The following is a 24,811-nucleotide window of genomic DNA, read 5'->3' as shown; positions in this document are numbered from 1 at the left end:
GGAAAACGGGAGAAAACAGGGAAAGAAGGACTGCGCTGACAGAGATAGGGGTGGGTGGCGGAGAGACAGGGATTCGAACCCTGGAGACGGTTTCCCGCCTACACGCGTTCCAGGCGTGCGCCTTCGACCACTCGGCCACCTCTCCGGTCTGGCCTCTTTATCGCCTGCGCTCATGCCAGTTCAAGAGCTTTCTTGAGGATCAGGCTGTGGGCGTTTGCAAGTCGGCTGCCCCTTCCCCATCTGAGAACCCAAGCAGACTGTCGTGCGCGTGAACTTGATCGAACTGGGTCCGTTAGCGCGCGTCGCCCGCCCCACCAGAGTCTCCGTCGGCATCGCCGTCCATGTCCGGTGGCTCGTCGCGTTGACGCGGCGCGGATGGGTGCATCACGGCAGACTCAGGCACGTCATTTGTCTTGAGCTTGTCCTCCGCCGGTTCGACACCGCCCCCGCCAAGCACTTCGGCGTTGCGGATCCAGATGTCGCGCTGCGCAAATGGGATCTCTATTCCAGCGGCCACAAAGCGGCTGGCAATCTCGTGGTTCATTTCGGAATGCACAGACAGCACGTAGTTCACGTCGCGCAAGATCGCACGAATCTCGAAATCCAGCGCATCGGCGCCGAAGCCTCGGAAGATCACCGCCGGGGGCGGGTTCAGCAGGACAAGCGGATGCGCCTCGGCAATCTCTTGCAGTATTCCCTCGACCATCTTCGTGTCCGTGCCATAGGCCACGCCCACCGGAACGATCAGCCGCCCGACGGTATTCCCGCGGGTATAGTTCGTGACCCTCCCCGACACGAGATCTGCATTGGGGACAATAACGTCGGAGCGGTCAAAGGTCTGGATGATGGTCGACCGGACCGAGATGTCCTTGACGTTGCCGTGCACGCCGCCAACTTCGATCCAGTCGCCTTCGGAAATGGGTCGTTCGACCAGCAGGATGATACCGCTGACGAAGTTCGACACCACGTTTTGCAGGCCGAAACCGATTCCGACCGACAGCGCGCCTGCAACATAGCCCAGGGCCGTCAGGTCGATACCCGCGCTGGTGATCGCAATCACCGCCGCGAGGAAGATACCGATATATCCCACGCCCGACAGGATGGCGTTTCGGCCCCCCGTGTCGATCTTGGTCTTTGGCAGGATCGTGTTCTTGAGCGCGCCCTGCAACAGCCGCGTCGCGGTGTAGCCAAGCACGAAAACGAAAGCCAGGGTCAGGAAAATCGTGGGCGATATGCGCGTCTCGCCGATAACGAACCCTTCGGCGGCGCGAGCATAAAGCTCGGTCAGGTCCGCCACGCGGGCCCCCCAAATCAGCGCGAAGATCGGCAGCGACAGCAAGACAAGGGCCACGCCAACCAGGATCGGAACAAGCGATTCCGTCGCGCCGGCGCGGTTTCGGGTCACCAGGACGTAGAATTCGACCACCACCCGCTGCAGCACCAGCAGCATCGCCAGCACCTCGATCGAGGCAAGCGACGGGTAAAGCAACGCCTGGGCCAGCCGGAAATATCCGATCGCCCCCAGCACCGGCACGACAATGGACAGCGCCGCCATGAGGAAAGCAAGGATTCCCGTCATGCGCGAGCGGTAGGTTTCCTCGCCCTCTATCGCCGCATCTGCCCTTACATGTTCGCGCAGAAGACGCGAGATCCGCAGCAGAAGCAGGCTGCACACGACCATGAGCGGGAACTGGTTCACCACCGAGGCAGAGTGGCTCCATTGGGAAATCTCTCCGACCTGCTGCAGAAAAACGCTGCCCGAAGCGAACGCCCCCAGAAGCATGCCATAGAACCGTCCCTTTCGGCGGCTTTCCGGCGACAGGTTCAGCGGCAGTGTGCGGGCCTCCTGCGCCGGGAAGACCCGTGACGCCAGCCATCGCGCCAGAAGGAAAGTAAAGACGAGCGGGCCCAGTACGTCCAGCATGCGGCTGCCGCGCAGTCCGACCAGGCCCGAACTGGAAACGGCCTCGATCAGGAAGTACACACCGAACAGCGGCAGGAACAGGGTTCCCATGGAAACGACGAAGCCGACGATCCAGCGTGCGGCGCCAGGCTCGTCACCAAGGATCCTGCGCGTTAACTTGTGTGTCCACCTTCGGCCCCACGCCACCAAGACGATACCGATCACCGTCATCACCAGCAGGGCGGGAATGTTATTCATGGTTTCGTCACGCTGAACGGGGTTGTCCAATGCGCTTATGGCTTCCGAGCGCAGGGTCGAAAACGTGCGACCGAGCGCGGCGACGCCTTCTGGCCAGTGAACCGGGTTCAGCGGTGACGCGCCGAACTCCATTATTTCCCTGGTTTGACGCGCGCGAATGATCGCGTCGATGCCCTGGATCAGACCGTCGGCCCGGGTGAAGGACAGTTCGGCCTTGCGCACCGGCTCGCGCAGTCGATCCATCCGTTCTTCCAGCTGGTTTCGCTCCGCCGTGATGTCGGCGGGTTCTGTCGCGCCCTCTTCCGGCGCGGGTCCAAGCGCGTCCAACTGCCGTTGAACCGTCTCGATCGCGTTGCGGTTGATATCCTGCGCGTCCAGAAAACGCTGCCGCCAGTCCGCCAGTTCGACGCGCAGCATCTCCAGCGCGTTTGTCGAGGCTCGCCCGGTCTCGATCGCCTCGTCGGCCCGTGCGGCCACGCGGTTCCACGCCTCGTAATCCGGGGTAATGTCCGACACACTGGTTTGTGCCACAGCCGGTGAAGCGGTCGAAATCAGGGTGGTCGCAAGCGGTGCCCCGTACCCGGCCAGCAGTAGGGCCAGCAAGGTCAGGCAGCGCAGCATTGAGGTCATTCCACGAAGACCCCGGGAATGCTGCGTGGCGCCTCGGTCAGCCAGTTGGGCGTAGGCAGGTTCTTCTCGCGCAGAAATTCGGGATTGAACAGCTTCGACTGATAGCGCGTGCCGTAGTCGCACAGAACGGTCACGATCGTATGTCCCGGCCCCATGTCGCGGGCCATGCGGATCGCGCCGGCTACGTTTATCCCGGTCGACGCGCCCATGCACAGGCCCTCGTGTTCCAACAGGTCGAACACGATCGGCAGCGCCTCTTCGTCGGGAATCTGGTAGGCAAAATCGGGTGTGAACCCTTCAAGGTTCGCTGTGATCCGCGCCTGTCCTATGCCCTCGGCGATGGAACTGCCCTCGGCCTCCAGTTCCCCGGTCGTGTAATAAGAATAAAGCTTCGCGCCCATCGGGTCCGCGATGCCCATCTTGACGCCTTTGGATTGCAGCGCCATTGCCACGCCCGCCAGCGTTCCGCCCGAGCCACAGGCGCAGATGAATCCGTCGATCTTTCCGCCTGTCTGCTCCCATATCTCGGGGCCGGTTGTTTCGACATGGGCCTGGCGGTTGGCAGTGTTGTCGAACTGGTTGGCCCAGATCACGCCCTTTTCGGCGGTCTCGGCCAGTTTTTGTGCAAGGCGTTCGGAGTAGCGCACGAAATTGTTGGGGTTGGTATAAGGCGCCGCCGGCACCTGAACCAGTTCCGCGCCGGCCAACGTCAGCATGTCCTTCTTTTCCTGGCTCTGCGTTTCGGGGATCACGATCACTGTCTTGAATCCCATCGAGGCCCCCACAAGCGCCAGGCCGATGCCGGTGTTGCCGGCCGTCCCTTCGACGATCGTGCCCCCGGGTTTCAGTTCGCCGCGCGCCATCGCATCGGTGATGATCGACAGCGCAGCGCGGTCCTTGACCGATTGGCCCGGGTTCAGAAACTCGGCCTTGCCATAGATGTCACATCCCGTTTCCTCACTGGCCTTGCGCAGTTTGATGAGGGGGGTGTTTCCGACCGCGTCGGCCAGATCCTTGGCGATCCGCATCGCTTAGGCTCCTTAAATCAGGTATTTGGAATCTGATTAAGGCGGAACCGCCGTGAACTCAAGCGGATGCGGTCAATCGGTGGCGTTCCCGTTCAAGCCAGAGCAGCAGAGCAAAGAGCGGACCGATATTGACCTCGCCAGTACGTGTCATCGCCATCGCTGTCTCGAACGCGATGACATGGCGGCGCAGGTCCTCGTGCTCAGCCTCCAGCCCGCCATGGCTCTGCCCGCCGTCCGGCAGGTCGCACAGACCGACGTAACAGTGGAACATCTCGGTTGAACAGCCCGGAGAACAATAGTGCGAAGAGACATGTTCTAGCCGCGTGAGGGCAAGGTCGGCCTCTTCGCTGCATTCGCGTCGGGCAGTTTCCTCCGGCGCCTCGCCGGCATCGACGCGCCCCGCCACCGGCTCCAGCACCCAGGGGTGCGGGTCGCCGCGTCCGAAAGGCCCCATGCGGAACTGTTCTATCAGCAGGACCCGGTCGCGCACGGGGTCGTACGGCAGCACGATGGCGGCGTCCGTGGCGACGAATACCTCCCGCGTGAGGGGGGCGGTCATCTCTCCGTCGAATTGCGGATGGCGCAACCGATAGCTGCGCGTCAGGAAAAATCCCTCGTGCGGAGTTTCCTGCGACAGGATTTCGACAGCACGGGCCTGTGTGGCGCTGCGCAGCTGCACCGGCGCATCCTGGCGCGCCGCGATAATCCGCGCCGCGGCACGCGAGAGGATCATCTGGCGGCGGGGTACAAGTTCTTTAACCGCCATCCGACCGAAATACCCCATGATTTCGACTGCGGCGTGCCGGTACAGCTCCGGGTCGGCATCATCTTCGGCCCGAAGTACCACAGCCTGACCGCCCTCGTCGTGCGAAAGGCCCACCACCTCGGCGAAGTAAAGCGCGCGCTCGGCTTCGGCGCCGGTCAGGTGGTCACCGGGGCCGATCCCGTCGCCGAAAAGGCGCAGCAGCGCTTCGGTCCAGATCGGGCCCTCAAGAAGGATGTCGCTCACCGGTTCAGCGCCAGCGCCGCGCGACCCATTCCGACACAAGCCCGATCACGATACCACCGACCACCAGAAGCACGATCAGCGGGATGTGCCACATGGTGAACAGGTAATCCAGGCCGATCTCGAAAATGGCGATGATGCCCTCGACCGGACCGTCGTACCGGTTTTCCAGCGCACGGCGCAGCATTTCGTTGAAGCTTTGCAGGAACAGCGCCCAGAAGACCAAACCGCCGACCCCAGTCAGGCCGGCGCCGATGGCGTTGCTGTAGCCGTGGTTCAGCCGCGCCCCGATCACTACCCAGCCCATCAGCAAGCCCAAGCCCACATTCACCCAGTTGAACCAACCAAACCCGGTGCCCTCGGGCATGAGCGGGCGAAACATCTCGGAGGCATACCAGGCAAGGATCGCCATCAATATTGCGGCGACGCCTCGACCGGTGGTCGGCATACTGTCGGTTACGGGCATTCCTCTGCGGGCCTCGCGATCGTGATCTGTGTCACATCGCAGTTACCCGCATGAAACGCCGCCGCACAAGAGGTCAGGTAAAAATTCCACATCCGTCGAAAGCGTTCGTCGAAGCCCATTTCGGCAATCTGCTCCCACTTTTCGTTGAACGTGCCGTGCCAGCGGCGCAGCGTCTGGCTATAGCTTTCTCCGAACTCGATGGACTGCCGCAATAAAAGTCCGGCCCGCTCGATCTGCGCACGAAGTGCCGCGGGGCTGGGCAGCATGCCCCCAGGGAAAATGTACTTCTGAATGAAATCGACGTCCTTGCGATAGGCGTCGAACCGGTCGTCGCCCACTGTGATGATCTGAAGCGTCGCCTGCGCGCCCGGTTTCAGACGGGCATGCACCGTATCGAAATAGACTGGCCAGTACCGCTCTCCAACGGCCTCGAACATCTCGATGCTGGCAATGCCGTCATAATGTCCGGTTTCATCCCGATAGTCCTGAAGCTTGAAAGTTACCAAGTCCGAAAGCCCCGCATTTTCAATGCGTTCCTGCGCGTACTTGAACTGTTCCTCGCTGATCGTCAGGCAGGTGACCCGCAGCCCGCGCTGGCCTGCCGCATATTCCGCGAACCCGCCCCACCCACAGCCGATTTCCAGCACGTGATCGCCGGGCTTTGCGCCCATTTGATCGATCAACGACGCGTATTTGGCCGTTTGCGCCAGCTCCAGGCTTTCTTGCCCGGTATCGAAGATGGCACTGGAATAGGTCATCGTATCGTCCAGCCAAAGCCGGTAGAAATCGTTCCCGAGGTCGTAGTGATAGCTGATGTTGCGACGTGCCTGTTTACGCGTGTTGCGCTGGAACCAGAACCGCAGCTTTTCGTAAAGCTCCACCAGCTTCTGCCCCGGATAGCCGTTGTACATGTCGTCATTGTCGCTGTTGACAAGATCCATGAAGGCCTGAAGATCCGGCGTCGTCCACCATTCATCAAGGTAGGCCTCGCAGAACCCAAGATAGCCTTCGCGCAGCATCCGCGAGAAGAGCTCGTCATTGTGGATATCGATCCGCGCCACCGGCCCCGGTGCCGCGCCCTCGGCGCGAAACACCCGCCCATCATCCAGCCCGATGTCCAGCCGGCCATGCTGCAGCGTCAGGGCCACCTGAAACATGCGGGCGAAATAGCGCGGAAGCCCGGTCTGCCCTTCGGTGTTCGTCAGAACGGTCTCGGACCAGCGCTGACTTGGTTTGCTGTCTTCCGGCGCCGTGGCCCGCGCGGCGCCCGGTGGTGTTCCCAGTGCTTTCAAAACGGTCTCGCTTCATAGGCTTCGAGCGCGCGCTTTCGGCCCTCTGAGAGGTCGATCAAGCGCTCGGGATAATCGTCATCGGGTTGCATGGCCCAGCTGCGCGGTATTGCATCGAAATAGCTAAGCGCGGTCTTGGTGGGCCGGCTCCGCCCCTCGGCGATCCAGCGGCTGCGGTAGGCGCCTTCGGGATCGAATTTTTCCAATTGGGTCTCCGGGTTGAAGACGCGGAAATATGGCGTGGCGTCCGGACCGCTGCCGGCTGCCCATTGCCAGCCCATGGCATTCGACGCCACGTCCCAATCCGTCAGGCAATCGTCGAACCACGCTTGCCCGACCTTCCAGTGGGTCATCAGGTGCTTGCTCAGATAGCTCGCCACGATCATCCGCGCCCGGTTGTGCATTTTGCCGGTCACGTACATCTCGCGCATGGCCGCATCGACGAAGGGCTCCCCGGTGCGGCCCTGTTTCCAAGCCTTGACCTCCGCGCGGCGCTCGTCCTGGTTCCAAGGGAAGGCATCCCATTCCTCGCGCCAGTTGCCATCCTTGATGCGCGGCGTGTGAAAGATCAGGTGATATGCAAACTCGCGCCAGACCAGTTCCTGCAACCAAGTCTCGGCGCTTTTGCCGCCGCCTTCGTGAAGCGCGCGCTGACCGGCATGCCAGCATTGGGCCGGGGAGATCTCGCCATAGGTCAGGTTTTCGGACATGCCTGACGTTCCGTCCTCGGCGGGGAAATCACGGTTCTTCCGGTAGTTCGAGATGGCATGGTCCGTGAACCAGCCCAATCGCTCATTCGCCGCTTTTTCCCCGACCCGCTGATGCGGCAGGCAGACCTCGGCGCCACGGTCCATCGCCTCGCCCATCTTCCAGTCGTCCAGCGCGTCGCTTTCCGGCCAGTTTTCGGGCACCGGTATTTTCGACGGAGCGGGCAGTGGCGCATCGACCTCGCGGTCGCGTACGGCGCGCCACATCGGGGTATAGACCTTGTAAAAGCCGCCGGCCTTTGTCTCGACCGTCCAAGGCTCGAAGAGCAGATGGCCGGTATGGCTCTCGGCTTTGATATCCGCGTCTTTCAGGGCCGCTTTCACCTTCTTGTCGCGCTCAATCGCATCCGGGTCATAGGCGCGTGACCAAAACACCGCCCCTGCCCCGGCCTTTTTGGCGAGATCCAGCAGGATATCGGCGGGTCTGCCCGCGCGGAACACGATCCGGCTGCCCCTGTCGCGCAATTTTGCGTCAAGGTCGGCAAGTGAGAGGCCCAGCCGCCATTTCGGCGCGGCGCCAAGATCGTCGACCAGCTTGTCACGGATGAACACCGGGATCACCGGCCCACCCTGCTCGACCGCGGCGGTCAGGGCTGGATGGTCCGACAAACGCAGGTCGCGGCGCAGCCAGAGGATCGTCGGTGTCGTGTCGGTCATTGCTCGAAGCCCCCCGTAGTCAAGGGGCTATACGGCCTGCAAGTCCCCGTGGATCAAAGACAAGTTTCCAAAGCCTCCAGAAGGCTGTCGACCTCGGTCTTGTTCGTGTAATGAACGAAGCTAAGCCGCAGCACGCCCTTGTCCAGATCAATCCCCATCGCCTGCAACGGGCGCGCCCCGTAGAAATCGCCACCGCCCGCCATGACCCCGTGGCCCGCCAGCCGCGCGGCCATCTCGGCGCCCGGCCCGGGCAGTTCCACTGCCACGGTGGGCGCCTTGAGTCTTGCGTCGCGCGGGCCGATTAGGCGAAGGGTGTTCTTTTCGGCCAGATAATCGAGCAAAGGCTGCAAGAGGTTGGTTTCGTGCCCGCGCATCAGGTCGTGCACACCGCTTGTCCGCCCGGCCGCATCGCCTGTAATGCCGTGATGCCCGGCCAGCGCATCGTAATAGTCCGCCATGCCCGCACAGGCGGCCACCTGGGCATGGTCCGGCCCGGCGGGCGTGAACCGCTTGTAAAGGCTGTTCGCGTTGAACCAATGCGCCTGGTTGGGAAGCATCTGTCCAAGCTCCCGCCGAATGACCATGACCCCCTGATGGGGGCCATAGGTTTTATATGCCGAGAACAGGTAGATATCGGCGCCAAGGTCGCCAACGTTGACGAACCCGTGGGGCGCATAGGACACGCCGTCGACACAGACGAAAGCTCCGGCAGCATGCGCCGCGGCGGTGATCTCGACGACCGGGTTCACCGCTCCCACGATGTTGGAGCAATGCGGAAAACAGACCAGCCGCACTTTATCGTCCAGAAGATCCTCCAGGTCGTCGAGGCGGAGAAGGCCAGTCTCGGGGTCGATCCTCCACTCGCGCACATCGATGCCCGCGTCGGACAGCCGTCGCCAGGGGCCGGAATTGGCCTCGTGGTCCTGATCGGTGACGATGATCGCGTCTCCGGGCTCCATCCACTGGCGAAAGGCCTGGGCCAGCACATAGGTGTTCTGCGTGGTGGACGGCCCGAAGCTCAGCTCGTCGGTTGAAACGCCCAGCATCGCGGCCAGGCGAGTGCGGGCCTCGTCCATTTCCTCGCCGCCCAGACGGCTGGCCTCGTAGGGCCCATAGGGCTGGACCTTGCGCTGGTGGTAGAAACGCGTCAGCCGCTCGATCACCGGGGCGCAGGTATAGGACCCGCCCGCATTCTCGAAAAAGGCCTGACCTTTCAGACCCGGTTCCGCGAACGCGGGAAACTGCGCCCGAACGAAATCGATATCCAGCACCCTGCTCATCGCATCTCTCCCTTTTCTTTGCCGCCACACAACAGCAAAGCCCCCCGGGGTGCAAGAACCCGGGGGGCTTCGATTTTACGGCTTTGGCGCTGACGTCAACCCCGCGGTTCGGACGAAAGACCCTTCCAGATCGCGAAGCACATCAAGAGCAGGATCAGCGTGAACGGCAGACCCGTCGAGATGACCATCGCTTGCAGCGATGTCAGACCACCACCGATCAACAGTGCGATCGCCACCAGCCCCTCGAACGTGCACCAAAACACCCGTTGCGGGACCGGTGCGTCCACCTTGCCGCCCGCGGTGATCGTGTCGATCACCAGCGAACCGGAGTCCGACGAGGTGACAAAGAACACGATCACGAGGATGATCCCGATGGTCGAGGTGATCGCGGCAAGCGGCAGCCCGTCCAGCATCGCGAACAGCGACAGTTCAGGCGCGTAGTTGTCGATCACGTTGGCCTTGACGGCCGACGCATCTGCATTGGCGACCATGTCGTTGATCGCGGCACCGCCAAAGACGGCCATCCAGAACACGCACACCAGGCTTGGGATGATCAGGACACAGGTTACGAATTCCCGGACCGAACGGCCCCGGCTGACGCGGGCGATGAACATGCCGACGAAGGGCGACCAGCTGATCCACCACGCCCAGTAGAACGCCGTCCAGCCCTCGCGATAGCCGTCATCCTCGCGCCCGAAGGGCATCGAGAGCGGTATCAGCTCGGTGAAATATGCGCCCATGCCGGTGAAGAACTCGCTGATGATCGTGGCGGCACCCGCCGCGAAGAGAACGAACAACAGCAACAGCAGCGCGATCACCATGTTGATCTCGGACAGCACCTTGACCCCGCCGTCCAGACCGCGCAGCACCGACACCAGCGCGACCGCCGTAATGCCGCAGATCAGGATGACCTGCACGGTGATGTTATTCGGGATGCCATAGACAAACTCCAGACCGGCATTCGCCTGCTGCGCCCCCAAGCCCAGCGACGTGGCAAGGCCAAAGAGCGTGGCAAAAACCGCCAGCGTGTCGATGGCGTGCCCCCACCAGCCCCAGACACGGTCGCCCAGGATGGGATAGAAGGCCGACCGGATCGAAAGCGGAAGGCCCTTGTTGTAGGAAAACAGCGCCAACGCCAGTGCCACGACGGCGTAGATCGCCCAAGGGTGAAGCGCCCAGTGATAGGAGGTTGCGGCCAGGGCCATGCGACGGGCCTCGGCAATATTTTCCTCGATCAGGGCCCCATCTTCCGTAAAGGGACGCACGACCCCGAGCGGTTCGTCGCCCCAGGGCGTGCCGAAGTAGTAAGCCGGTTCCAGAACGCCAAAGAACATCAGGCCGATGCCCATGCCCGCCGCGAACAGCATCGCAAACCAGCCGGCATAGCCGTAATCCGGTGTTGCATCCGAACCGCCAAGCCGGACGGACCCCATGGGCGTCACGATCAGCAGAAGGCAGAAGATCACGAAGATGTTGGCCGCCGACAAGAAGAACCAGTCGAAGGTGCTCGTCAGCGCTGGACGCAGCCATCCAAAGAAATCGCCGGCCTGCTGCGGCGCGATCAACGCATAGGCCACGAACAGGATGACGCTGAGGCCCGAGATCACGAAGACCGGGTTGTGAATGTCGACGGGGAACGGCCCGACCCGCGTCTCGATGTTATCCTGACCAATTTCGTACTCGGTCGGAATCACATCCGAGTTTCCCTCAGGCTGCGGGATGCCCTGATTTGCTTGTTCATCGGCCATATGCGGCCTCCTCTTTTAATTTTTTTCTCGATTCACACGGCGGGATCACGAGCGGACAACCATCACCGAGCAATTGGCGTGTTCCGCGATCTTGCCGCCGTTTGACGGCCACACGTAGTCCATGATGTTGGGCACGTGGCTCGCCATCACGACGAGGTCCACGTCATTGTCCTTGGTCGCCTTGAGAAGCACGTCATCGACATCCGAGCTCGGATCGTGACTGACGAGCGCCTGGCCCGTAGCCGTGATTCCGTGCGTTTGAGCCTGTTCCCTGGCGAAGGCGTCGAGTTTTTCGCCATATTCCTTCGGCGTATGGGCCGTCGAACTGGGCGTGGTCGTGGTCACGCCGACAAAGACGACCTCCGCACCGTAATGCTTGGCCAGGTCGCCGGTACATTTCAGCGCCTTTTCGAGACGCTCCTTATGAGCCAGATCGACCGGGGCCATGATCTTTCTGAACATGTCTGTCCCTCCTCTGGCGCAACCTATTCAGTGGCTCTTGATGGCCGAGTGCGCCGGTGTTCCAGGGATCCATGGCGCGCCCACGGACTGCCCTGTATGCAAAACACTAACGCGTTTGCATTGGAAACTTCAATGAAATGCGGCTGATTTCCGACCGCGAACGACATCTTAAAGCTGTGGTCTGGCGTCGCGCCGCTGCCGGGCGGAGCGCCGGTGTAGCGCACTCGCGCCTTTTTTTGCTGCATTTCAGATCGGACAACCGGGGAAAATAGTGGCGACTCAAGCCACCTCACCCTTTGCAATTCTTCATGCCTTGCCTATATTGAAACTGTCCTTCGGGACTATGGACATAAACGCGCTCGTAATAAGCGGATCGGACCCGGGGGCGGTACCCGGCGGCTCCACCAATCGCCCGTCGTTGGAGGGATATGGGGCCGAAACAGGATCGACGAACGTCTAAAGGGGTTTGCTTTGTCCCGGTGAGATACCACCGTTATCGGTTCGCTAAGCATAATTGCCAACGACAATCGTGCTCCGGTCGCAATGGCTGCGTAAGCAGTCGGAGTAACCGAAACTTAAGTCCTGGCCTCTAGCAAGGTCAGGCGGGGTTCGCAGGCACCTGGCAACAGAAGCCTGCACTTTCATTTGAAAAGTATGAAATAACGCCGCGCCGTTGATAGCGCCTGCATCCTGCGCTTACTTTATCAGCCGAATTTCCGACGCGCCCTTTGGGTGATTTCGTACAGATTTCCGCGCTGCCTGCTCAGAAGGGCGATGTCATCCTCATCCCGCGCGGCAGCGATGGCTTCGTCGTAAAGCGACAGGATCCTTTCCTCGCCCTTGATCACGGAGTTGAGCGCCGACTCGTCGATATCGTCAACGAAGGCACGAGTCTTTATTACGGCGCGCTGCACGGTGGAAAAGAAACTCCCGTCCTCATCCGGAACACATCCATGGTCCCGCAAGCGCGCCGAGATATCCGCCTCGTGCTTGATGTGGGCCGTATAAAATTGTTCCATGAGGGGACGAATGTCCGGCTTGGCCTGGTCGAGTATCTCGTCATATCCCGCCAAAGTATCCTTGATCCGGACCTGCAACTTGGCAAGCGCGTCGCGGTATTCCGCTGAAGTGGCAAGCGCCATACACTGTTCTCCTATCGAAAACACTAACGCACCAATAGCTCGCGGTGTTCCGTTACACCCTGGCCGGGGCGAGTTGATCGCAAGCAGGAGATGCACCAGCTTCAGCGGCCTGCTTGCGGTTTTGGGCCGGGCTGTCACAGCGGTTTGACAATGATCGTGAACGAATGCAGGCCGACATGGCAGTTTGCAATGCGCTGTACCGTCGGGGCCGGGCCGGGTATGACGACGGCCATAAGTGCTCAGCGACGCGGATGCGTAATGACGGTTTCGTTTGAAGAGATGTTCCGCGTTTTCGGGCGGATTGGCCTGCTATCCTTCGGTGGTCCCGCCGCGCAGATTTCCCTGATGCAGACGGAGCTCGTGGACCGCCACAAGTGGCTGACAGAAAGCCAATTCCTCCAGGCGCTGTCTTTCTGCATGCTTCTGCCCGGCCCCGAGGCGATGCAGCTTGCTACCTATTCCGGGTGGAAGTTGCGCGGTGTCAGGGGGGGGCTTCTGGCCGGACTGCTCTTCGTTCTGCCCGGTGCGGCTGTGATCTTTGCGCTGGCGTTCGGATATGCCTATTTCGGCCAGGTGCCGCTGGTCCAGACAGTGTTCGCGGGCATAAAGGCGGCCGTGGTCGTGATCGTGTTCCAGGCGCTTTACAATCTGTCGCGCCGGGCGCTTCGGGGCGGTCTGGCACTGACGCTCGCGCTCGGGTCTTTCATCGCGATCTTCTTTTTCTCGCTGCCCTTTCCCGCCATCATTGCAGTCGCGGCGGTCATCGGGCTGAGCCTTGCACGATCCCAAACCGCGCAGAGCCCACCCGCACCCCTCGTCACGCAAGGCGGCACCATGCGGACGATCGCATCGTGGGGCGCTATTTGGGCTGCGCCCCTGCTGGTGCTCTGGGCGCTGGACCAGACGCTGCTCTTGCAGGTGGGGCTGTTCTTTTCCAAGCTCGCGGTCGTAACGTTCGGCGGCGCCTATGCCGTTCTGGCCTACATGACGCAGGAAATCGTCCACTCTTACGGCTGGCTTAGCACCGACCAGATGATCGACGCACTCGGCCTTGCGGAAACCACACCGGGGCCGTTGATCCTCGTGACCCAGTTCGCGGGATTCATGACAGGCTTTCTTCAGGGCGGTCCGGGTCTGGCCGTTGCCGCGGCGCTGGTCACGCTCTGGGTCACGTTCGTGCCCTGTTTCCTGTGGATCTTCGTAGCCGCCCCCTATGTCGAGGCATTGCTCGCTCGCCCCCGTCTTAGAGGAGCGTTCGACGCGATATCGGCCAGTGTCGCAGGCGTGATCCTCAACCTCGCCGTCTGGTTCACCCTGCACGTGCTGTTCACGGATGTCGGCAAGGGGGCGTTCGGCCCCGCTCTGCGCCTCGACAGTTTTTCGACCCAGAACGCCGTGCTGGTCCTTCTCGCCGCCCTGCTCTACCTCGGGTTGCGGCTTCCGATGGTCGCCGGGCTTGGCGTCATGGGCCTTCTGGCCTGGGGTATCCATCTGCTGATCTGAGTTGCGCGGCCTCTTTTGTTTTGTTTCGAATCCCTTATTGTGAAGTCCGACAGGTTCGGGGACGAAGATGCCGCATTCGATCGATTATGGAAAACTGATGCATCGCGCCATGCGTGGTTTGATCCAGGAGGTGTTGTGCGGCGTGCGTGACAATGGCCTGCCGGGGGCGCATCACTTCTTCATAACGTTCGAGACGACCCACCCCGATGCCGAGTTGGCCAACTGGTTGCGCGAACGCTATCCGAACGAAATGACCGTCGTGATGCAGCACTGGTTCGACAATCTGGAGGTGACCGACGAAGGTTTCACCGTCACCCTGAATTTCGGCGACAGCCCCGAGACGCTGTATATCCCTTATGACGCGATCCAGACCTTCGTCGATCCTTCGGTCGAATTCGGCCTGCGCTTCGAATCGCAGGAAGAGTCGGAGGACGAAGACGACACCGAGGAAGACGCCCCGATGGACGAGGACGGGATCGAAGCGGAAGAAGACGATGTCGCTAAGCCCCGCGATGCCGAAGTGGTCAGCCTCGACAGTTTTCGGAAATAGCTTCAGGTGATCGCACTGGACGGTATCCCACCGCATACAATGTTGATCTTTCCGTCCGGTCGGCTATGAAGCCCCGACAGCAGTTTCAGGAGTGTCCGCCATGACCGCAACACGCACAGAATCCGACAGTTTCGGCCCGCTCGAGGTTCCGACGGAAAAGTACTGGGGCGCCCAGACACAGCGTTCCCTGATGAACTTTCCCATCGGCTGGGAGAAACAGCCGGTGGCTATTGTGCGCGCGCTGGGCGTCATCAAGAAAGCCTGCGCCATGGCCAACAAGGAGGCCGGAGTACTGGACGCAAGGCTGGCGGACGCCATCATCGAGGCCGCAGGCGAAGTGGTCGACGGCAAGCTGGACGATCATTTCCCGCTGGTGGTGTGGCAGACGGGGTCCGGCACGCAATCGAACATGAATTCCAACGAGGTGATCGCCAATCGCGCCATCGAAATCCTCGGCGGCGAGATTGGCAGCAAGGACCCGGTGCACCCCAACGATCATTGCAACGTGGGGCAGTCCTCGAACGACACGTTTCCGACGGCAATGCATATCGCCACGGCCATGTCGGTGCGTGACGTGCTGCTGCCGGGGCTTACGAAGCTGGCGGAAGGCCTGGAAAAGAAGTCAAACGAATTCAAGGACATCATCAAGATCGGTCGGACCCATACGCAGGATGCGACGCCGCTGACGCTGGGCCAGGAGTTCTCGGGCTACGCGCACCAGATCCGCATGGGGATCGAACGCATCGAGTCCGGCCTGCCGGGCATCTACGAGCTTGCCCAGGGTGGCACCGCCGTGGGTACCGGCCTCAACACCCGCAAAGGCTGGGGCGAGGCTGTGGCGGCGAATATGGCCGAGATCACAGGTCTGCCCTTCGTCACCGCTCCCAACAAGTTCGAGGCGCTGGCCGCTCATGACGCGATGGTTTTCTTGTCGGGTGCGATCGCCACGGTGGCGGGCAGCTGCTACAAGATTGCCAATGATATCAGGTTCCTGGGCAGCGGTCCGCGTTCGGGCCTGGGCGAGTTGATCCTGCCGGAGAACGAGCCGGGCTCGTCGATCATGCCCGGCAAGGTGAACCCCACCCAGGCCGAGGCGCTGACGCAGGTCGCGGCACATGTCATGGGCAATGACGCAGCGATCAAGTTCGCGGGCAGCCAGGGGCATTTCGAACTGAATGTCTACAACCCGATGATGTCTTATAACCTGTTGCAATCCATACAACTTTTGGGCGACGCGGCGGACAGCTTCACCGAACGGATGCTGCTGGGAATCGAGGCCAACGAGCCTCGGATCGAGAAGCTGATGAAGGAAAGCCTGATGCTGGTGACGGCGCTGGCGCCGACCATCGGCTACGACAATGCCACCAAGGTCGCCAAGACAGCGCACAAGAATGGCACCACGTTGAAGGAAGAGGCCATCGCGCTGGGCTTCGTGGACGAGAAGACCTTTGACGAGGTGGTGCGCCCCGAGGACATGATCGGCCCGAAGGACGCATGAGCGAGATCGTCAATCTCAACCGGTTCCGCAAGGCGAGAAACCGCATCAAGAAGCGCGCAGAGGCTGATGAAAACGCAGTGAAATTCGGCCTGTCGAAGAGCGAGCGGATGTTGGATGAATCGCGGGCGGAAAAGGCCCGTGAAGTGCTGCGGCAGCATCGCCTCGACGAGGAATGAGCCGCCCGGTCAAGCACTCCCTGACCCTGCGTGGCCATCGCACCAGTGTCTCGCTCGAGGAGGAGTTCTGGCAGGCCTTCCGCCAAATCGCCGCTGAGGAAAAGATGCCCTTGAACGTGCTGGCTGCGCGGATCGACGAGGCGCGCGGGGTCGACATGGGACTGGCCTCGGCGATCCGGTTGCATGTTCTACGGTATTACCGGGACAAAGGTTAACGGCTCTCTAGCCGTCTAAATCGCAACGTCGGTATCGCGTCGGTATTGCAGCGGTTTGGGGACGGTGCCGTTTTCGCAAAATTCCGGATGACCATACCGCCCGCCCTTAACCCGGTCTTAACCTCGTTCGACGGAGTATCGGGCCATGTCAGAACTTCGCCTTCTCCTGCCGGCCGACATCTGGATGCGCAAGATTTTCGATGCGAAAGCCGCTCGGGAAGGCGGTGTCGTCCGCCGCAGCGTTCGGGACATCGATAGGATCGTGGGCAGAGACCGGTTCCGGCGCGAGATCGCGCGGCGAGGGTATCATGCGGTCGAGAACGCGGGACAGCTGGTGATGTTCTGCAATAACGAGCGGGTGTCGGTTTGGTGTTGAGGGCCAAAAGCTTTGAGAAAGCTTTTGGCAAATCTTTTCTGAAAAGATTTGCCCCGGCCCCTAGCGCGGTGTGACCTTGAGCCAGATGCCGTCCTTGCCGCGCACGGTCAGGTGCGCCACCGGCATGGCGGGACGCTCCGGGACGAGCTCGAACCGGTAGGCCGCCACAAGCATGGACAGAAGCAGCGGGCCCTCGATCATGGCGAACCCTGCCCCGGTGCAGACGCGCTGGCCGGCAGAGAACGGCATGTAGGCGCTGCGCAGGCAGGCCTTGCCGTTGTCGGTGGCAAAGCGCGAAGGGTCGAAATCGTCAGGGCGGTCCCAGAGGCGTTCGTGGCGGTGCTGGTGCCAGGGGCTGAGGACGATCTGGCTGCCTTTCGGGACCTGCCGGTCGCGGAAGGTTTCAGGACAGACGGCCTCGCGCACCATCATCGGCACGGGCGGGTAAAGGCGCAGGGTTTCGCGGAAGACATCGCGCGAGACGCGCAGTTTGCCCATGTCCGAAAAGCCCATGGTGCCATCGGTCAGCACGCTTTGCGCCTCCGACGCCAGACGGTTCTGCCAGTCGGGGTGCATGGCCAGCAGGTAGAGCGCCCAGGCGAGGGCCGAGGCGGAGGTTTCGTGGCCCGCGAGGAAGAAGATCGCCACTTGGTCGACCATTTCGGGCGTGTCGAAACGGTCGCCGGTTTCGGGGTCGGTGGTGGTCACGATCTTGGTAGCCAGATCGTCTGGCGCGGTGCCGGCCGCGATTTCGTCCATGCGGCGCGTCGTCAGCCGGGTGATCAGGTCGCGGATGGTGCGCGCGGTTGTCTTGGTCCTGGCCCGGTGAAAGCGCGGGAACCAGCTCGGCAGCGGCAGGAAGGCCGCGAGGTTCAGCATGGGCTGGGTGCGCTGATGCTCGCGAAATTCGTTGAAGACGCGGGTCGCGATCTCGTCCTCGATCGGGATCGAGAAGAGCGTGCGAAAGATCACGTCGGCGGCGACGTGGCTGGTCTCGGCCTCGATCTCGACGGGCTCGCCGGTGGCGTGCCCGGCCAGGCGGGCGACGGCGCCCTGCCCCGCGGCGAGCATGGCGGGGAAGGTATCGCGCAGGCGCCCGCCCTCGAAGGCCGGGTCGATGATGCGGCGCTGGCGTTTCCAGGTCTCGCCATTGGTGACGAAGACGGAGTTGCCCAGAAGCGGCGTGAGGCCTTCGCGCACGCGGTCGGATTTGGGGAAATCGTCAGGGCGTTCTTTCAGCACCAGGTCGACAAGCGCAGGTTCGTTGCAGAGGTAGGAGCGGAAGAACGGCGTACGGAATTCGGCCATCCAGGCGCGGTAGAGCCTCGCGGGCTGGGCCGAGAGGATATCGGCCCGGAAAAGCCGCATGTAACGCCAGAGCGAAACGCGGCCCTCCCGGGCGGGCGGCTTGGGCGGTTGGCTCATGCCGCCATGCTCGTGAAACGGGAGGTGGCGCGGGTGATGCGGCTGGGCGACGGGGCGCGGTCGGCGTAGCGCTGGCCGAGAGTTCGAGGCCCGGCGGTGATCTGGAAATAGTCGTAATCGCCGGGGCGGTCGAAGACGCAGAGATATTGGAAATGCAGGCGGAAGAAACGCCAGCGCAGGGCCTTCCAGCGTTCCGGACTGAGGGTCTGAGTGAAGGCAGCCGACAGGATCAGCGGCCAGCGCTGGTTTTCGGGGGCGACGCCCGAGACGCCGACGGGATCGCAGAGCGCGAAGGCGCAGCCGTCGCCGGGCGCGGTGACGTCGACCCAGGTGAGGTCATCGCGGGCGGAGAGATAATGCAGGTCGGCGCGGAGGCGGTCGGCATCGCGAAGGAAGGACACCATGGGGACGACCTGCCCCAGCGTAAGGAAAGAGAGTGTCGGGCCGTTTTCCGGCACGCGGCCCTGTCGGATGAGGTCGGCGAGGATGGAGACGCCCAGATGCGCGCCGGAGGAATGGCCGACCACCAGAACCTCGTCCACGTCCGTGGTGAGCGCTGCTGCTATCTCGTCGGTGAACTGGGCCATCCGCGCCTCCAGCTCGGGCGGGTTGGCGCCCTTGGATTGGGCCGAATAGGCGTAGTCGTGCATGAGGTAATAGGCGAAGAGCTTGTTGTCGCGGGCCTTGAACCAGCGCAGCAGCGCGTAGCCTGCCAGAAGCGCGATCGGAATGGTGCCATAGAGGACATAGACGAAGCTATCGGAGAAGAGCTGGTCCGGAGGCCGGAAGAGCGTTTCCCATGTCCAGACGATGGCGGACCACAGGCCAAAGGCCAGCGCGAGGGCCAGCGCCAGTTGCACGATCAGGAAGCCCACCGGGTAGAGCGCGGCGATGACCGGTCCCTTGCGCAGGCGCATCAGGCGGAAGAGCGCGCCGGAGGCGATATAGATCCAGGCGGTGCGGATGAGTTGCAGATAGGTGCCGGCAATGCCGCGCTCCATGCTGTCGCGGACGATGTCGGACCAGACCAGCACGTCGAACTCTGCATGCACGCCCTGGCCGTCGATACGCGCGTCCACCTGCCAGCCGTAGCGGCCTTCGGACTTGCGGGCAGCCAGCGTGAGGTCATAGCCCGAGATCTCCGCCTGTTCGGCCCCTTCCTTGCGGTAGAGCTCGCGGTAGCGGCGCGGGTGGATGGGATCGTATCCCGGGATGTAGAACACCCGGCGGCGGGTGACGGTTGTGTCGGGTGGGCTGCTCATGCCAGACCTTTTATGGCCTCTTCTTGGCGCGATGGTAGCGCAAGTTTGGGGCGAGAGTAAGGCTTTAGCCCAGCGTGGCCAAGGCCGGGAACATCTCGAGCAGCCAGTAGGAGAAGGCGGCGAAACCGCCGGTCAGCATCAGCAGGCCGATGGTCCACAAAAGCAGGCCCATGATGCGCTCGATCTGGTCCATGTGGCGCTTCATCCAGGCCATGAGGCCGGTGAGGCGCGGCAGGAAGGCGGCGACCAGCAGGAAGGGAATGCCGAGGCCCGCGGCATAGACAGCGAGCAGTAGCGTGCCTCGCGTGACCGATGCCTCGGACGCCGCAAGCGACAGGATCGCGCCCAGTTGCGGCCCGATGCAGGGGGTCCAGCCGAAAGCGAAGGCGAGACCGAGGATGTAGGCGCCGAAGGTGGTGCCACCCTTGTCGCCCACGTCGAGGCGGGCCTCGCGGTCCAGCAGGCCTATGCGGAAGATGCCGAGGAAGTGCAGACCGAAGACCATCACGATGAGGCCGGCCGCGGTGTTGAAATAATCCTGATATTGCAGCAGTTGGCGCCCCATGGCCGAGGCGGCGAACCCCAGAAGCAGGAACACCGTCGACAGGCCGAGCACGAAGAAAAGCGCGGGCAGGATCGCCTTGTTGCGCGTGGCGCGTGCACCTTGCAGGTCGGTCACGGTGACGCCGCTCATGTAGGCCAGGTAAGGTGGCACGATGGGCAGGACGCAGGGGCTGAGAAACGACACGACACCGGCCATCAGCGCGATGGCCATGGCGGGGATCAGGGTGGCGTCTATGATGTCGATTCCGTACATGATCCTCGGTCTAGTGCAAAACGCGGGGGGCGTCACGCGGTGCGGCGTCACGCCCCGGTCACATCTCGGTGGACAGGCTGTAACGGTTGGATTACCTGCGAGCCCATGAGCGAACCTGAAATGATCGACGCCACCGGGCTGTTGTGCCCCCTGCCCGTTCTGAAGCTGCGCAAGCGGATGAAGCCGCTGGCGCCCGGCGACGTGATCGTGCTGCGCGCCGATGACCCGGCGGCGGTGATCGACGTGCCGCATTTCTGCGCCGAGGCGGGGCATGAACTGGTCGAGATGGTTGAGAACGGGGCAGTGACGCTGTACCGCGTGCGCAAAGGATAGACCGCATTCGGACCCGAAGGGCTGCTTGACAGAAAGAGTTTGACGCGACGTCAGGATGCGTGCTCTCGAAGCGGCTTTTTGCCCCCTTCGTCATCCTCATAATCCGATCGCGTCTCGGTATCTTTGCCGCGCCCGCCCGTCGATCGCGCGCATTGATTGAACCCTCGTCGACTGACGCCGACCGGTCCTTCGCAGGAGTTTGTGGCTCAAGGGTGATGAGGCCGGTGAGGTCAGCCTCATCGCAGGTGGAGATTGGTGTCCCCCGGGGCTTTTTTCGCTCCGGAGGTCGTCTCACCAGTCCTGGATCGGGTCACCGTTGCGGTCATGGCATTCGTAATTGTCGTCTGGTGCGGTTACCATACCGCCACCTGCATCGTTGCAGCGCGCCACCCAGACATCGAGCTGTGCGTCGGTGTCGTGGTCCAGCCCGTGTGTGCCGGGACGGCCGTTTCCCTTCAGACCGCCAATTCCGGTGTCGCCGGACGTGCCAGACTTGAACTGCTGCATGCTTTCCGGATCGGTATTCTTGCGAGCCGCGAGCGTGTCCGCCACGGCGACGTTGGTTGACGCCACGACGGCAATCGCCGAAAGGCCAAGTGCGATGTTCGACAGAAGTTCACGGCGTTTCATGATCAGCTCCATTTTCAACGCATTATCAGTACGTCTGTAGGTCTCTTCGCCGAGCAAATTGGTTCAAAAGGTTTTCCTGCGCCGGCGCTTTGCCAATATTCATCGCGGTTGCCCTGAACGAGGCCGCCCGCCCCCCCCCGCATGTGCCAACCCTGCGGCGCGCGGGTCGCCACCGTGTTCGGGATACGGATGCTCGGAAACGTGTCAGCCCAGATCTTCGACCAGGCGGAAGCGTTCCCAGATGATCTGCATGTTGGCGAAAAAACCGCAGGTGCGTTCGAAATAGGCGCGGTGGCCTTCGCGCCAGCCTTCGAGGCTGTCATCCTCGCCTTCGGCCAGGGCCATCGCCTCGGTCACCTCGTCAAAGCGGCAGCGGATCAGCTCGATCGTTTCGATCACCAGCGCCGGTGTGCCGTCCCAGTTGAGCGCGATATCGCAACGCCCGACTTTCGGCATGGCCTCGCCAGCCTGGAACTCGGCCAGCGCCCCGCAGGTCGCCACCTTTCGGCCCGCCCGAACGAGGGCCAGCAAGGTGTCGCACAGGGTGCGGTTGTCACCGAAAGTGAAGGTCTCGGCGCCGGGGTAGCGATGTTCGAGGGTTTCGAGGTCGGGGGACATGCAAGGTCTCCTCGGCGCTTGTGCCCTGCGGTGCGGTGCGGTGCGGAGATTTTGCACGGCACCGGCCCGAGGTAAAGATGCACCGGGTGGCGAAGGACGGGAAACGCGCTAGGATCATCCCTGCCCCGAGACCGACCGAAAGGAGTGGCAGAGATGGCGAAATCCACGAAGACGAAAGAGACCGCCGACGCCGTGGACCCGGCGGGCGCGGCGACCCGCGCGGGGATGGCGGCCTTCAGCCCCGTGGCCGCGACGGCGTGGATGGAGATCATGCAGGAAAGCATGCGGTTCATGAACGCACGGCTTCAGGAGGATATGGAGGTGCAGCGCGCGATGCTGGCCTGCACGACCCCGCAGGAGCTGATGAAGGTGCAGACCGATTTCTGCCGTAAGGCGATGGCGGATTATACCGAGGAAACGCAGCGCATGATGCGCAAGATGGGCCTTGCGGTGGAGGTGACGGCGGAGAAGGCCAAACCGAAGCCGGGCCGCGACCTTGACGACGTTCCGGTGTGATCCGGCGCGTTTCGCCGATTGACCGTTGAAATGACGGAAGCCTTTCGCTAGCGTGGCGCCACGCAGGGGGGTCCCGCCCAGGGGACTGAGAGGCTGACGTGGGCAAATGCCCGGTGATGCGACCCTTTGAACCTGACCCAGTTGACACTGGCGTAGGAAGCTAGGATCGCACTCCCGGGCCGCCCGGGCGCTGCTGTCCGAAGACGGGGCCAAAGCGCCCCCGCGTTTCCCCCAAGCCACGCATCTTCTGGTGTCTTTTTGAGTATACCGCTTGAGGAGCGCCAAAATGAACGTACCCAATCCCAAGATCACCACGGGCGAGTTGCCCGCGTCGCGCAAGATCTATGTGAAAGGCACGCAACACCCCGATATCCGCGTGCCGATGCGCGAGATCTCCGTGCATCCAACCTCCGGTGAAGAGCCCCTGCCCGTCTATGACAGTTCGGGGCCCTATACGGACCCGAATGTTCTGACGGATATCAGAGAAGGGCTGCCGAAGCTGCGGCGCGACTGGATCACCGCGCGGGGTGACGTCGAGGCGTACGAGGGCCGCGTGGTCAAGCCCGAGGACAATGGCTTTGTCGAGGGCGACCGGTTGACGCCGGAATTTCCCAATCTGGCCGCGCCGATGCGCGCGAAGGATGGCAAGGCGGTGACGCAACTGGCTTATGCGCGAGCGGGCGTGGTGACGCCAGAGATGGAGTTCATCGCGATCCGCGAGAACCAGATGCGCGAGGCCGTGGCCGAAGCGCGGGACGGCAATGACTGGGGCGCCAATATCCCCGATTACGTGACGCCGGAATTCGTGCGCGACGAGGTGGCGGCGGGCCGCGCCATCATCCCCGCCAACATCAACCACCCCGAAAGCGAGCCGATGATCATCGGGCGCAATTTCCTGGTGAAGATCAATGCCAACATGGGCACCTCTGCCGTGACCTCCTCGATGGAAGAGGAAGTGGACAAGCTGGTCTGGGCGATCCGCTGGGGGGCGGACACGGTGATGGACCTTTCCACCGGGCGCAACATCCACAATACGCGCGAATGGATCATCCGCAACAGCCCCGTGCCGATCGGGACCGTGCCGATCTACCAGGCGCTGGAGAAGGTGAACGGCATTGCCGAGGACCTGACCTGGGAGGTGTTCCGCGACACGCTGATCGAACAGGCGGAACAGGGCGTGGATTACTTCACCATCCACGCGGGCGTGCGGCTGCACATGGTGCCGATGACGGTGGACCGGGTGACGGGCATCGTGTCGCGCGGCGGGTCGATCATGGCCAAGTGGTGCCTGCATCATCACCGCGAGTCGTTCCTTTACGAGCATTTCGAGGAGATCTGCGACATCTGCCGGGCCTATGACGTGTCGTTCTCGCTCGGCGACGGGCTGCGGCCCGGGTCGATTGCCGATGCAAATGACGAAGCGCAGTTTGCCGAGCTGGAAACGCTGGGGGAGCTGACCAAGATTGCCTGGGCCAAGGATTGCCAGGTGATGATCGAGGGGCCGGGCCATGTGGCCATGCACAAGATCAAGGAGAACATGGACAAGCAGCTGGAGTGCTGTCACGAGGCGCCGTTCTATACGCTTGGACCGCTGACCACGGATATCGCGCCGGGGTATGACCATATCACCAGCGGGATCGGCGCGGCGATGATCGGATGGTTCGGTTGCGCGATGCTGTGTTACGTGACGCCGAAAGAGCACTTGGGCCTGCCCGACCGGGACGATGTGAAGACCGGCGTGATCACCTACAAGATCGCGGCCCACGCCGCCGACCTTGCCAAGGGGTTGCCGGGGGCGCAGCGGCGCGACGATGCGTTGAGCCGCGCGCGGTTCGAGTTTCGCTGGGAGGACCAGTTCAACCTGTCGCTGGACCCCGAGACGGCGCGGGAATTCCATGACCAGACCCTGCCCAAGGAGGCGCACAAGGTGGCGCATTTCTGTTCGATGTGCGGGCCGAAATTCTGCTCGATGCGGATCAGCCACGACATCCGCGCCGAGGCGCAGAAGGAAGGGATGGAGAAGATGGCCGCGAAGTTCCGCGCAGGCGGGGATCTGTACGTGCCGGTGGATGAGGCGGAGGAGTGAGTGCCGGGCTGACCCGGCACTCATCCCGGACCTGATCCGGGATCTCTTTATGCGGAGATTCTCGGGTCGAGCCCAAGGATGACGGAGGCTGGCGGGCTAACGTCATCCCGGACCTGATCCGGGATCTCTGACCGATGAGGTCCCGGGTCAAGCCCGGGACGGGTGGTTCT

General features: G+C 62.5%; 24 protein-coding genes, 1 tRNA gene, 1 other RNA gene and 1 riboswitch. Of the genes, 10 read left to right on the top strand and 16 right to left on the bottom strand.

The genetic code is table 11. The features are described from left to right. Window positions 1-55: 55 nt before the first annotated feature. The 10 genes from RBB31_RS05935 to RBB31_RS05890 all read right to left on the bottom strand — a co-directional run bounded on the left by RBB31_RS05935 (window position 56) and on the right by RBB31_RS05890 (window position 11,494). Window positions 56-145: transfer RNA gene (locus RBB31_RS05935), tRNA-Ser, on the bottom strand. Between the two features lie 147 nt (window positions 146-292). After that, on the bottom strand, window positions 293-2,692 hold the full coding sequence (locus tag RBB31_RS05930) for a DUF3772 domain-containing protein (protein WP_306128344.1): 2,400 nt from the start codon (window positions 2,690-2,692) through the stop codon (window positions 293-295). Between the two features lie 95 nt (window positions 2,693-2,787). Beyond that, window positions 2,788-3,819 (bottom strand): cysteine synthase A, encoded by a 1,032-nt coding sequence (locus RBB31_RS05925; protein ID WP_306128343.1) that lies wholly within the window; start codon window positions 3,817-3,819, stop codon window positions 2,788-2,790. Window positions 3,820-3,877: 58 nt separating this feature from the next. Further along, a complete protein-coding gene (locus RBB31_RS05920; protein WP_306128342.1) occupies window positions 3,878-4,828 on the bottom strand; it encodes an NUDIX domain-containing protein in 951 nt (316 codons plus the stop codon). A 4-nt stretch (window positions 4,829-4,832) separates the two neighbouring features. After that, window positions 4,833-5,273, bottom strand: a complete 441-nt coding sequence (locus RBB31_RS05915) for a TrgA family protein (RefSeq protein WP_371931297.1) — start codon at window positions 5,271-5,273, stop codon at window positions 4,833-4,835. 8 nt (window positions 5,274-5,281) lie between these two features. Further along, a complete protein-coding gene (locus tag RBB31_RS05910; protein WP_306128425.1) occupies window positions 5,282-6,448 on the bottom strand; it encodes a cyclopropane-fatty-acyl-phospholipid synthase family protein in 1,167 nt (388 codons plus the stop codon). A gap of 131 nt (window positions 6,449-6,579) precedes the next feature. Continuing rightward, the gene (locus tag RBB31_RS05905; protein WP_306128340.1) at window positions 6,580-8,004 is read right to left on the bottom strand and encodes a deoxyribodipyrimidine photo-lyase; all 1,425 of its coding nucleotides are present in this window, start codon (window positions 8,002-8,004) and stop codon (window positions 6,580-6,582) included. Window positions 8,005-8,057: 53 nt separating this feature from the next. Beyond that, window positions 8,058-9,284 carry an aminotransferase class V-fold PLP-dependent enzyme gene (locus tag RBB31_RS05900; protein ID WP_306128339.1) on the bottom strand — a complete coding sequence of 409 codons (1,227 nt, stop codon included), beginning with the start codon at window positions 9,282-9,284 and terminating at the stop codon, window positions 8,058-8,060. A 95-nt stretch (window positions 9,285-9,379) separates the two neighbouring features. Further along, a complete protein-coding gene (locus RBB31_RS05895; RefSeq protein WP_306128338.1) occupies window positions 9,380-11,032 on the bottom strand; it encodes a BCCT family transporter in 1,653 nt (550 codons plus the stop codon). 45 nt (window positions 11,033-11,077) lie between these two features. Continuing rightward, window positions 11,078-11,494, bottom strand: a complete 417-nt coding sequence (locus RBB31_RS05890) for a universal stress protein (protein WP_306128337.1) — start codon at window positions 11,492-11,494, stop codon at window positions 11,078-11,080. 291 nt (window positions 11,495-11,785) lie between these two features. On the opposite strand from RBB31_RS05890, the gene ssrA reads away from it, so the two are divergent. Beyond that, window positions 11,786-12,134: a transfer-messenger RNA gene (gene ssrA / locus RBB31_RS05885) on the top strand. Between the two features lie 64 nt (window positions 12,135-12,198). Here ssrA and RBB31_RS05880 read toward each other — a convergent pair. Beyond that, complete coding sequence (locus tag RBB31_RS05880) at window positions 12,199-12,636, bottom strand: DUF2383 domain-containing protein (RefSeq protein WP_306128336.1); 438 nt, start codon at window positions 12,634-12,636, stop codon at window positions 12,199-12,201. Window positions 12,637-12,894: 258 nt separating this feature from the next. Here RBB31_RS05880 and chrA point away from each other — a divergent pair, with 258 nt between their 5' ends. From chrA to RBB31_RS05850, 6 genes are all read left to right on the top strand, one after another. Then, window positions 12,895-14,139, top strand: a complete 1,245-nt coding sequence (chrA, locus tag RBB31_RS05875) for a chromate efflux transporter (protein ID WP_306128334.1) — start codon at window positions 12,895-12,897, stop codon at window positions 14,137-14,139. 67 nt (window positions 14,140-14,206) lie between these two features. After that, window positions 14,207-14,689, top strand: a complete 483-nt coding sequence (locus RBB31_RS05870; RefSeq protein ID WP_306128333.1) for an SspB family protein — start codon at window positions 14,207-14,209, stop codon at window positions 14,687-14,689. Between the two features lie 100 nt (window positions 14,690-14,789). Continuing rightward, on the top strand, window positions 14,790-16,187 hold the full coding sequence (fumC, locus tag RBB31_RS05865; RefSeq protein WP_306128332.1) for a class II fumarate hydratase: 1,398 nt from the start codon (window positions 14,790-14,792) through the stop codon (window positions 16,185-16,187). Then, on the top strand, window positions 16,184-16,363 hold the full coding sequence (locus RBB31_RS05860; protein ID WP_306128331.1) for a DUF4169 family protein: 180 nt from the start codon (window positions 16,184-16,186) through the stop codon (window positions 16,361-16,363). Before fumC ends, RBB31_RS05860 begins: the two co-directional genes overlap by 4 nt. Beyond that, entirely contained in the window at window positions 16,360-16,578 is a 219-nt protein-coding gene (locus tag RBB31_RS05855) for a ribbon-helix-helix domain-containing protein (protein ID WP_306128330.1), read from the top strand. Before RBB31_RS05860 ends, RBB31_RS05855 begins: the two co-directional genes overlap by 4 nt. Window positions 16,579-16,723: 145 nt before the next feature. Continuing rightward, window positions 16,724-16,954 carry an N-(5'-phosphoribosyl)anthranilate isomerase gene (locus tag RBB31_RS05850; RefSeq protein WP_306128329.1) on the top strand — a complete coding sequence of 77 codons (231 nt, stop codon included), beginning with the start codon at window positions 16,724-16,726 and terminating at the stop codon, window positions 16,952-16,954. 60 nt (window positions 16,955-17,014) lie between these two features. Here RBB31_RS05850 and RBB31_RS05845 read toward each other — a convergent pair whose 3' ends face one another. The 3 genes from RBB31_RS05845 to RBB31_RS05835 all read right to left on the bottom strand — a co-directional run bounded on the left by RBB31_RS05845 (window position 17,015) and on the right by RBB31_RS05835 (window position 20,458). Continuing rightward, window positions 17,015-18,379, bottom strand: coding sequence for a cytochrome P450 (locus RBB31_RS05845; protein WP_306128328.1), 1,365 nt, complete (start codon window positions 18,377-18,379; stop codon window positions 17,015-17,017). Next, window positions 18,376-19,641: a hypothetical protein gene (locus RBB31_RS05840; RefSeq protein ID WP_306128327.1), complete on the bottom strand. Its 1,266-nt coding sequence runs from the start codon at window positions 19,639-19,641 to the stop codon at window positions 18,376-18,378. Before RBB31_RS05840 ends, RBB31_RS05845 begins: the two co-directional genes overlap by 4 nt. 64 nt (window positions 19,642-19,705) lie before the next feature. Next, on the bottom strand, window positions 19,706-20,458 hold the full coding sequence (locus RBB31_RS05835; RefSeq protein WP_306128326.1) for a cytochrome c biogenesis CcdA family protein: 753 nt from the start codon (window positions 20,456-20,458) through the stop codon (window positions 19,706-19,708). 105 nt (window positions 20,459-20,563) lie between these two features. Here RBB31_RS05835 and RBB31_RS05830 point away from each other — a divergent pair, with 105 nt between their 5' ends. Further along, complete coding sequence (locus RBB31_RS05830; RefSeq protein ID WP_306128325.1) at window positions 20,564-20,791, top strand: sulfurtransferase TusA family protein; 228 nt, start codon at window positions 20,564-20,566, stop codon at window positions 20,789-20,791. 291 nt (window positions 20,792-21,082) lie between these two features. On the opposite strand, the gene RBB31_RS05825 is transcribed toward RBB31_RS05830, so the two are convergent. Then, entirely contained in the window at window positions 21,083-21,421 is a 339-nt protein-coding gene (locus RBB31_RS05825; RefSeq protein WP_306128324.1) for a hypothetical protein, read from the bottom strand. Between the two features lie 204 nt (window positions 21,422-21,625). Next, entirely contained in the window at window positions 21,626-22,039 is a 414-nt protein-coding gene (locus RBB31_RS05820) for an ASCH domain-containing protein (protein WP_306128323.1), read from the bottom strand. A gap of 153 nt (window positions 22,040-22,192) precedes the next feature. Here RBB31_RS05820 and RBB31_RS05815 point away from each other — a divergent pair, with 153 nt between their 5' ends. Both RBB31_RS05815 and thiC read left to right on the top strand, forming a co-directional pair. Then, the gene (locus RBB31_RS05815; protein WP_306128322.1) at window positions 22,193-22,555 is read left to right on the top strand and encodes a phasin family protein; all 363 of its coding nucleotides are present in this window, start codon (window positions 22,193-22,195) and stop codon (window positions 22,553-22,555) included. Window positions 22,556-22,609: 54 nt separating this feature from the next. Further along, window positions 22,610-22,731: riboswitch (TPP riboswitch) on the top strand. A 110-nt stretch (window positions 22,732-22,841) separates the two neighbouring features. Then, entirely contained in the window at window positions 22,842-24,641 is a 1,800-nt protein-coding gene (thiC, locus tag RBB31_RS05810) for a phosphomethylpyrimidine synthase ThiC (protein WP_306128321.1), read from the top strand. Window positions 24,642-24,811 lie beyond the last annotated feature (170 nt).

Source organism: Roseovarius sp. MMSF_3350, assembly GCF_030733425.1.
Classification (GTDB): domain Bacteria; phylum Pseudomonadota; class Alphaproteobacteria; order Rhodobacterales; family Rhodobacteraceae; genus Roseovarius.
This window is presented reverse-complemented; position numbering and strand designations above follow the sequence as displayed.

Coding starts and splice junctions, on each gene's coding strand:
- RBB31_RS05925 (WP_306128343.1), bottom strand. CDS start 3,819: ATGCGGATCGCCAAGGATCTGGCCGACGCGGTCGGAAACACCCCCCTC.
- RBB31_RS05915 (WP_371931297.1), bottom strand. CDS start 5,273: ATGCCGACCACCGGTCGAGGCGTCGCCGCAATATTGATGGCGATCCTT.
- RBB31_RS05910 (WP_306128425.1), bottom strand. CDS start 6,448: ATGTTTCAGGTGGCCCTGACGCTGCAGCATGGCCGGCTGGACATCGGG.
- RBB31_RS05905 (WP_306128340.1), bottom strand. CDS start 8,004: ATGACCGACACGACACCGACGATCCTCTGGCTGCGCCGCGACCTGCGT.
- RBB31_RS05900 (WP_306128339.1), bottom strand. CDS start 9,284: ATGAGCAGGGTGCTGGATATCGATTTCGTTCGGGCGCAGTTTCCCGCG.
- RBB31_RS05895 (WP_306128338.1), bottom strand. CDS start 11,032: ATGGCCGATGAACAAGCAAATCAGGGCATCCCGCAGCCTGAGGGAAAC.
- RBB31_RS05890 (WP_306128337.1), bottom strand. CDS start 11,494: ATGTTCAGAAAGATCATGGCCCCGGTCGATCTGGCTCATAAGGAGCGT.
- RBB31_RS05880 (WP_306128336.1), bottom strand. CDS start 12,636: ATGGCGCTTGCCACTTCAGCGGAATACCGCGACGCGCTTGCCAAGTTG.
- chrA (WP_306128334.1), top strand. CDS start 12,895: ATGACGGTTTCGTTTGAAGAGATGTTCCGCGTTTTCGGGCGGATTGGC.
- RBB31_RS05870 (WP_306128333.1), top strand. CDS start 14,207: ATGCCGCATTCGATCGATTATGGAAAACTGATGCATCGCGCCATGCGT.
- fumC (WP_306128332.1), top strand. CDS start 14,790: ATGACCGCAACACGCACAGAATCCGACAGTTTCGGCCCGCTCGAGGTT.
- RBB31_RS05860 (WP_306128331.1), top strand. CDS start 16,184: ATGAGCGAGATCGTCAATCTCAACCGGTTCCGCAAGGCGAGAAACCGC.
- RBB31_RS05855 (WP_306128330.1), top strand. CDS start 16,360: ATGAGCCGCCCGGTCAAGCACTCCCTGACCCTGCGTGGCCATCGCACC.
- RBB31_RS05850 (WP_306128329.1), top strand. CDS start 16,724: ATGTCAGAACTTCGCCTTCTCCTGCCGGCCGACATCTGGATGCGCAAG.
- RBB31_RS05845 (WP_306128328.1), bottom strand. CDS start 18,379: ATGAGCCAACCGCCCAAGCCGCCCGCCCGGGAGGGCCGCGTTTCGCTC.
- RBB31_RS05840 (WP_306128327.1), bottom strand. CDS start 19,641: ATGAGCAGCCCACCCGACACAACCGTCACCCGCCGCCGGGTGTTCTAC.
- RBB31_RS05835 (WP_306128326.1), bottom strand. CDS start 20,458: ATGTACGGAATCGACATCATAGACGCCACCCTGATCCCCGCCATGGCC.
- RBB31_RS05830 (WP_306128325.1), top strand. CDS start 20,564: ATGAGCGAACCTGAAATGATCGACGCCACCGGGCTGTTGTGCCCCCTG.
- RBB31_RS05825 (WP_306128324.1), bottom strand. CDS start 21,421: ATGAAACGCCGTGAACTTCTGTCGAACATCGCACTTGGCCTTTCGGCG.
- RBB31_RS05820 (WP_306128323.1), bottom strand. CDS start 22,039: ATGTCCCCCGACCTCGAAACCCTCGAACATCGCTACCCCGGCGCCGAG.
- RBB31_RS05815 (WP_306128322.1), top strand. CDS start 22,193: ATGGCGAAATCCACGAAGACGAAAGAGACCGCCGACGCCGTGGACCCG.
- thiC (WP_306128321.1), top strand. CDS start 22,842: ATGAACGTACCCAATCCCAAGATCACCACGGGCGAGTTGCCCGCGTCG.